The following is a 7,595-nucleotide window of genomic DNA, read 5'->3' as shown; positions in this document are numbered from 1 at the left end:
CTGCGGCTTCGGAATGTCTTCCTGCCGGAAAAATTCGTCTTCCTGCCGCTCCGTGAGGCGTCCTGTTAAAGGTTTAGTCGTCCTGCGGCAAGTTTTTTCGCATTCGGGACACAAAAAAAGGCTTCCTGTAGGTGGTTTACCCCATTCTTGCTAATGTTTACTTAATACTTGCTGTACAGGACGGCTTTTTTGTTAGCAATGATGCATTATACTGTAACAGGAAGCCTTGTTTAGTTGCAATATGTAAGTTTGTTGAAGGTTTTATGCATATAAAAGGATCACTTAAAATATACCTTTCACTAATTCACTTTATCTTCTGTAAAATGATTAATTTTCAGGCCTGAAAGCGGAGTCGTAGATATAAAGGATACCTGCCTGCGTGACGCAGTCAGGCAGGAAAGAGGAAAGAGGAAAGAAAAAAGAGAAAAGAGGAAAGAGGAAAGAGGAAAGAGAAAAGAGGAAAGAAAAAAGATAAAAGATAAAAGCATGCCCTTAGCCTTGGTCCCTGTCCTTAGACAAGCTAAGGAACCAAGGGAAGTAGAAGGGAGAAAAGAGAAAAAGCATGAAAAAATACAAGTTTACAGATCAGGAAAAAGAAGTTCTGATTCCATTAATAGAAGAAAGATACATTTCTGTTTTTGAGACTTATGATATGCCCCATCAAAAAGACATGGATGCTGTCAATGAGCTTAAAGATGAATTTGTAGAGGAGAAAGAAGAGGACAAAGAAGGGATTTTACTTGGTAAAAATTCAAGATCTGTGCTTTGCTCAATAATTGACGAGAAAATCATTTTGCCAAATGCTGAATTAATGTCCGACATTAAAGAAATGGATCAGGAAGATATTGACGGAATGGCAATTGAGTACAAACAGATAGTTGCTTTTGTAAAGCATTACATGGCACTAAAAAATAAATTATCTCCTTATAAAAAGAATAAGAAAAATTAACAGTTAAAAGGTCTTTGTAAATTAGAATATTTACAACTGATACATAAAGCCAAATTCCAAATTAGAACTATTGTGGCCAATATTGGGCCATTGCAGGTCGGCATTAGATACATGTCTGATACTAAAGCGCAGATCTATAAGAAAGGATTTGATATTGTACGAAAAGCCTATTGCGAAAATATCGGAAAAGGCAAATCCTTCCTTCAGGCGTTCCGAGCCGGTGTTTGAATACATCGGGCCAACACTTCCCATGGCGTAAGTGCTTAAATTTCTATAAGTTTTATGTCGGAATGTCAAGCCCAGATTTAATGCGTATTCTCTATACTTTCTTTTTTCTGTAAACTCTTCTCTTTGTTCCATATAATCATAACCCCATCTTGGTTGGACAAAATATATATTGACCAGTTGGTGTTCGGCTAAATATAGACTTGGCTCAATATTTAGTTCGATATTCCATTTTCTTTTTTCTTTTAGGAGATAGTTTATCCGGACTTTATAAAACTCAATATCGTAGATGTAGTCTTCTGAATTGAAGGGAAAAAATTGCTGCGTTCCTATTCCATAGTTTAATCCGAGCCATAAATTGCCTGGTTTTTGGTCTTTATTTTTGGCTGTCGAACAATTGTTAAAACCTAAAATCAGTAAAAAAAGTAAATAAAATTTATGATTAATTTTCATTATAAACAGAGCATATAAAGTTATATGTATTATAAAAATACAACTTTATAAGTCTGATTACAATTAATTTACTGCCTTGTCAGCTTCTTTTTTGTATATGTCTTGAAAATATTTGTTTACCTTTTCCGAGAGGGAGCTATCTATGATTGATGCTCTGATCATATATTCCTTATCAGCTATCTTTTCTACATAAATATCCTGATTGGTAGAAATATACGGGCAGTTTAAAACCATTTTGTAAACTTCCTCCTGAGTTTTGTTTTCAGCAGTTTTTACGGTGAACGGATGGGTGTTTACACTGTCTTTTTCATACAGGTGTTTTAAAACAGCCGTTCTTAATTTGTAGTTTGGGATTACGATAGACTCACCTTTATCATTTATCAGTTCAGACTGGTCCAGATTTATTTCCTTGAATTTTCCTATTACAAAATCGGTTGAAATTTCATCGCCAACATTAAATTGATTGTAAAATTTAATAAGTATTCCCGAAAATATATTTCGCCAATAGCTCCATCCTAAGCCCGTTACAACAACTGTTAAAATAATAGTGAGATTCCTGTTTTCGTGCAGCATTGCAGTGTAGAACATCCCGAAGAATACCAGCCATATAACTATTTGTACTCTTTGCCAGGAAACACTAACTGAGACTTGTTTTCCTTTCAGCAATGGGATAACATAGGCACTGATAAATTTTGAGACTACAATTAGTAATAGTCCGATTGCCAGATATATTAATATTTGCGAAAATGGTATATTATCCAAATAAGTTTCCATAACGGTAGATAAAGTAATATTAGTCTTAATTAATTGTTTTTAGGCGATTCTTATAAAATCTTTAAATCTTTCAGCCAGTCTTCTACATAATGTTTAGCTCTTTTGTTTAGGGCATAAGTATTATGAGCTTGCTTTAGTATCAATCCTGATTTCACAATTTCATCCATAGTGTTCATGATATTTGCATATTCATTCTCTCCATAAATCGATTTAATTTGGTGCTCTGTCAATCGGTTGTGAATTACGAGTTGATATAGAACTATCTTCCAGTTAGGGTTTGTGATATTGGGAAAGTCCAGCTCTTCACCTTTTCTGATAAACAGTTGGTCATCTTTATTTTTATCGATATTTTTTATCCAGTAATTCAGTGCTATACCTATGTTTCCTCCCGATTTATTATGTATTTCCGCGAATATAGGATCCACCTTTTTGGCATCTGTAATAAGCTTGTTGTTGTACCACAAATCAACACCGGCAATTTTATGTCGTTCCATAATAATATCTTTTAACCCCGATCGGCTTGCCGGCGACATTATTATAGTGGTCAGTAATTGTTTTTCCAGGGTAGAATTTTTTATGATATTGTGATAACTGTGGAGGTTAGTGTTTAAAATGAAATAATGCTTATCGCCAAAAGACTCAATCATTTTAGCCAGATAATTTATTATCACATTTCCATTCTGACTTTTTATCCACCACTTTTCGATATCGTTAAATATCAAAACCGATTTTTGTTCCAGTTGGTTTAAAATAGCCTCGGTTGTACCACTTTTGCTGAATGTTTTTTGAAATGCCTGATGCATGTCGTTTATATCGAATTTCTGCTTAAGCGGGGGAGTAATGGTATGTCTTTCTCCTTTCATTAGTGTTTTGGCCACTGTTTCGCTGAAGTATGTTTTTCCGGAAAGCGATTCCCCTACAACCATGATTGCAGCATTTACACCACTGTCGATTCTGTTAACGGCATTTTTTGCTATGCTTAATTCCCTGTCTCTTTTAAGTAGGTTATCTGCACCCAAATGGCTTCCGGTAAATAGTTTTTTATAGTAGAACGGAAGCTCTTTGTCAACAACCGGGCTTATTTGTAAAGAGTCGATAAAGTTGTTTGTTAGCTCAATATTGTTAAGGTATTGATTGTGTTCTTTATCGAATTTTAAAGTATCAATACTTTGTTTTCGCTGGGCTATTGTATTAACAAGGGTTCTATAACTATTAGCTATGTTTTTCTGCTTTTTAATGTACCAATCATGAAATTTTGTGTGAATAATCGGTTTTTTCGACATCTTTGGATAAGAGTCAATATTTTCAATGATTGTTCTTATGTTGAGGTCGGCCAAAGTGTTACCGGTATTAGCATCGATGCTGAAATTGAATTTTTCCGAATAATCATGCAATTTTTCAAGACCGGAATTTATTCTGTCAATTACATCGCTTACAACATCTATATAGTGTTCTTTGTTTTCTTTATCAATCGATTCACCGGCTATATGTTTTAAGAGATTTGCCGAATTGTATATTTCATTAGAAACGTGAATTGAATTATTTTCCAGATGCTGCATAGACACCTGTAACGGCGACAGGTAAGAATTTTGTATTATAAAATCCTGAATATTTGCAAGGTCGATTGAAATACCTTCAACATCATCGTTTTGGGTTTCAAAGAAAACATTAAAAGAGTCAGCACTCATCAATTCAATATTCTGTGGTGCCGAGTGCGATATATCCAGGATACTTTCCTCTTCTATCTCCAGAATGTTGCTAAAGTTAATATGAGCTATACCTTCTTCAAGATTGTCGGTATCTTTTATTTCCAGTTCCCTGAATTCATCTTTTATCAGGCTGTTGTGAATATTATCGGCAACATCAGAAAGTAATTTTAATTTATCGTGATGAGGCGAAATAACGCTGTCGTGAATATGATATTTTACCTTTTGGTTAACACCAAAAACGGAAATTCCTACTATTGATAAATTAATTTCCGATTCGCCCTGTTCATGAGCAAAGGTTTGGTTTCGGTACCAATCTTTAGAGAAACCTGAAATGTCAGACTTTATTTTTTCGGTGAGCTTTTTATCTAATTTTCCGCTCTTTCTTTTTATACTTTTATTGATATATGATTTTTCCATTTCCTCAATAATTTCGATACATGTTTCTCTTTCGAAATTATTTAGTTTACCCGAAACCTGAGTTTCAGCGAATATTAATTGGTCTTTGAAATCTTCAAGAATATCAATTATGGTATTGTTGTAATCTTCCAGAGATTTGTTTTTGTCTTTTTTTTCAGCAGCTATATTTTCAATAAACAATACAGATTCGTTTGTGATGTCTTCAGCTAATTTTGTTATAGCAACAAAATTTTTAATGCCAAAATCGTAAAAGACTCTTTCCATATTGGGAACAACTTTAGCATCGTTATAGTAGCTGATTAAATTCTTCCAGTAAATTTTGTCTCTTTGTGCAAACAGACCTTTATGTTCTTTATCGGGAAAATGGAATTTTATTTCTGCCGGAGCATTCCTGATGAATTCATTTCTGTTATGAATAAGCTTGCTAAGTCTCTTGTTAAGTACTTCCTGGATTGTAGGAAGTTTGTTTTTTCTAAAGTCTTCCGAAGTCTCGCTATATTTATTAAGGAAACTTTTTAATTCGGCCGAAATAGCGTCTACAGAGTTTCTTCGGTTAAGGTTATGAGATGTTTTTTGAAATTCTCGTTTTATATTCTCGATAAACTTTATATAAAACGACGATAATGTAGATAAAGCCGGTTCTGTTAAAAATTCCGTAGTCTCGAACAGTTTATTATCGAATTCTCTTACAAGGTCGTTAAAAACTTCTACTTTGGAAGTTGAAAGTGGTTTTAATTCAGAAATTGTTTTCGAAAGAATAACTTTTTCTTCTGTAAAGTCCAGTTGGAGTTCATTAAAGTTTTTCGATGCTTTTACCAGCAGGGTAGAACCAATAGTTTTAAATAGTTTATTGGTATTTTGAACAAACACTGCCTGTTTCTCTATTTTGATATTAGGAATACCAAGAATTATTAAATCGCTGTTTACCGATTGTAATTCAATTATTTCGTAGAATGATTTTTGTTCCACTCCATTATTGATAATTTTAATTTCGGCACTAATTCTTAAATCATCTGTCAGGTTGGTGATTTTAGATTTAATAATACTATTATCAACATTATTGTGGTTAACAAATAATACTCTGATTTTTGCATTTTCCCATTCGGGAGATTGCTTTATCAGTCTGGAGATGTTAAGCATCATCTCAGCATTTTTGTTGTCGGTTTCTCTCCACCAAAGATCTATTGTATTGTACCTGCCGAATTTTTTTCGTCCATCGTAATCAAGGTAGATCATGTTATAATCCAACTGAATCAACTTTAGAGTCATTTTTAGATATTCAACCGGGTCTTTAATGTCTTTGGCCCAACCCATCATAACAGTGTTAGGATCGATTCCCGAAAAACCGAAGGTAGTAGCTATATTTTCAATTCCCTCATAAATATTGTTAACTTCTATTTTTCTTCCAAAAATACCAAGCTTATCTAAAGTGCTGTCTTGTATTATTTGTTTGTCTTTTGGCAGGGGAGTATCTCCGTTTTTCTTAATTAAGTTGAAATTAGTTACCATTCCTGTTCGTCCCGAAATACTTTTACTCAATTCCAACAGGTGGGGCCTTTCTTCGCTTTCACCGCTAAAAACAATGATGTTAGGGTTCCAGCTGCTTTGGGTTTCTTTCTTGTGATCGAGCTCTTTCAGACCTTTAGCAACAATATTCTCCCAAACACTTTTCCATACATCATTCGATTCAAGTTTTATTTGTTTTCGCTGCAGCCAAAAGAATATTCCTAGTATAATTATAATTGAACCAAACATAGCAAGCATGTCGAGTTTGAACATAACTCCAAAACTCGCTATAAAACCTATGAGGCCAATCCATCGTTTAACCTTAAATGAAGGCTGAAAATCGGGATTAGCCCAACTTTCAAGGAAGAATGAAAGGTTGATGAACCCATATGCAGCCAGGTAGAACATCGAAACCAGTCTCGCTATAACATCCAGTTCACCAATTAGTATTCCTGCTTCGGCAAAAATAAAAGCAAGAATCAGGGCATTAACAGGTTCATTTTCTTTTCCACGGCCTTTACTAAATAAACGAGGTGTCACACTGTCGACCGACATTGCCTGTAGTATTCTGGGACCTCCCAGAATACCTCCAAGTGCAGAAGATAAAGTAGCTCCCCAAATACCGGCAACAACGGCTGGTGCAAAAAGAGCAATATTCATAAGGATGTTGTAATCTTCTTTTAGTATATCGGAAGAAACATAATACGATATAAAGAAAGCCAATCCTATGTATACGACAAAGCCAACTGCAATTGCCGATATTGTACCGATTGGAATAGCTTTTTTAGGGTTTTTAAGATCTCCGCTCATGGCAATTCCTGCTGTAAAACCGGTTACTGCCGGGAAAAATATCGCAAAAACAGTTTCCAGTGGGGCAGAGCTCTCATTGGTAAACATCATTATTGATTCCGGTACAAATTCGCTTGAACCAAAAAATATAGAAATTAGTGATGCTATTATCGCAGCAAGGATGAAATATTGTGTTTTTAAGGCAACGGCAGTACTTATAAGTGCAATAATGGTAAGAACGATAAGTGCAATGGAACCGGTTATTCTAAGTCCGTTGATGCTTGTATCGAGATCCAGATAAGAATTGAAACTTTCGGCAAAACCGATTAAATACAGAGCAATAGAAAATGCAGTTCCTACATATAAGGTTATTCCAATTGCACCTCCTATGGGTATTCCCATACTTCGGGAAAGGATGTAATAAATCCCTCCGGCACCAACTTTTTTATCTGTAGCGATCGAAGAAACGCTTAAACCCGTAGAAATAGAGATGATGTGAGCAATTAAAATAATTAATATAGTACCGATTAACCCGGCATTTCCAACAACCCATCCCATACGCATGTACATTATAACACCGAGTATGGTAAGTATCGAAGGCGTGAAGACACCTGAAAATGCACCAAATTTATTCTTTCCTGCCATTATTGATTGTTATTATAGATGGATGTGAAAAATAGTAAATATTCACATTATTTAGTCAAAGTAAATGTTTTTTCTGCTAAATGAATAAAAGTTATGCGTATTTGTTAAATAAATGCATGTTTAAAGTC

Annotated in this window: 4 protein-coding genes; 1 reads left to right on the top strand and 3 read right to left on the bottom strand. The window is 34.5% G+C overall.

Going from position 1 to position 7,595, the window contains the following annotated elements; all coding sequences use genetic code 11:
• Positions 1–562 precede the first annotated feature (562 nt).
• Positions 563–949 (top strand): hypothetical protein, encoded by a 387-nt coding sequence (locus tag ABFR62_11975; GenBank protein ID MEN8139139.1) that lies wholly within the window; start codon positions 563–565, stop codon positions 947–949.
• A 30-nt stretch (positions 950–979) separates the two neighbouring features.
• Here the strand turns inward: ABFR62_11975 and ABFR62_11970 are convergent, their stop codons facing one another.
• The 3 genes from ABFR62_11970 to ABFR62_11960 form a co-directional block, all read right to left on the bottom strand.
• Positions 980–1,309 carry an acyloxyacyl hydrolase gene (locus tag ABFR62_11970; GenBank protein MEN8139138.1) on the bottom strand — a complete coding sequence of 110 codons (330 nt, stop codon included), beginning with the start codon at positions 1,307–1,309 and terminating at the stop codon, positions 980–982.
• A gap of 381 nt (positions 1,310–1,690) precedes the next feature.
• Positions 1,691–2,401 (bottom strand): mechanosensitive ion channel family protein, encoded by a 711-nt coding sequence (locus tag ABFR62_11965; protein MEN8139137.1) that lies wholly within the window; start codon positions 2,399–2,401, stop codon positions 1,691–1,693.
• 50 nt (positions 2,402–2,451) lie between these two features.
• Positions 2,452–7,467, bottom strand: coding sequence for an amino acid permease (locus ABFR62_11960; GenBank protein ID MEN8139136.1), 5,016 nt, complete (start codon positions 7,465–7,467; stop codon positions 2,452–2,454).
• Positions 7,468–7,595: the final 128 nt, after the last annotated feature.

The organism is Bacteroidota bacterium, assembly GCA_039714315.1.
GTDB lineage: Bacteria > Bacteroidota > Bacteroidia > Flavobacteriales > JADGDT01 > JADGDT01.
This window is presented reverse-complemented; position numbering and strand designations above follow the sequence as displayed.

What these genes read in the sequence shown, in the direction of transcription:
- ABFR62_11965 (MEN8139137.1), bottom strand. Translation starts at nt 2,401, where the DNA reads ATGGAAACTTATTTGGATAATATACCATTTTCGCAAATATTAATATAT.
- ABFR62_11970 (MEN8139138.1), bottom strand. Translation starts at nt 1,309, where the DNA reads ATGGAACAAAGAGAAGAGTTTACAGAAAAAAGAAAGTATAGAGAATAC.
- ABFR62_11975 (MEN8139139.1), top strand. Translation starts at nt 563, where the DNA reads ATGAAAAAATACAAGTTTACAGATCAGGAAAAAGAAGTTCTGATTCCA.
- ABFR62_11960 (MEN8139136.1), bottom strand. Translation starts at nt 7,467, where the DNA reads ATGGCAGGAAAGAATAAATTTGGTGCATTTTCAGGTGTCTTCACGCCT.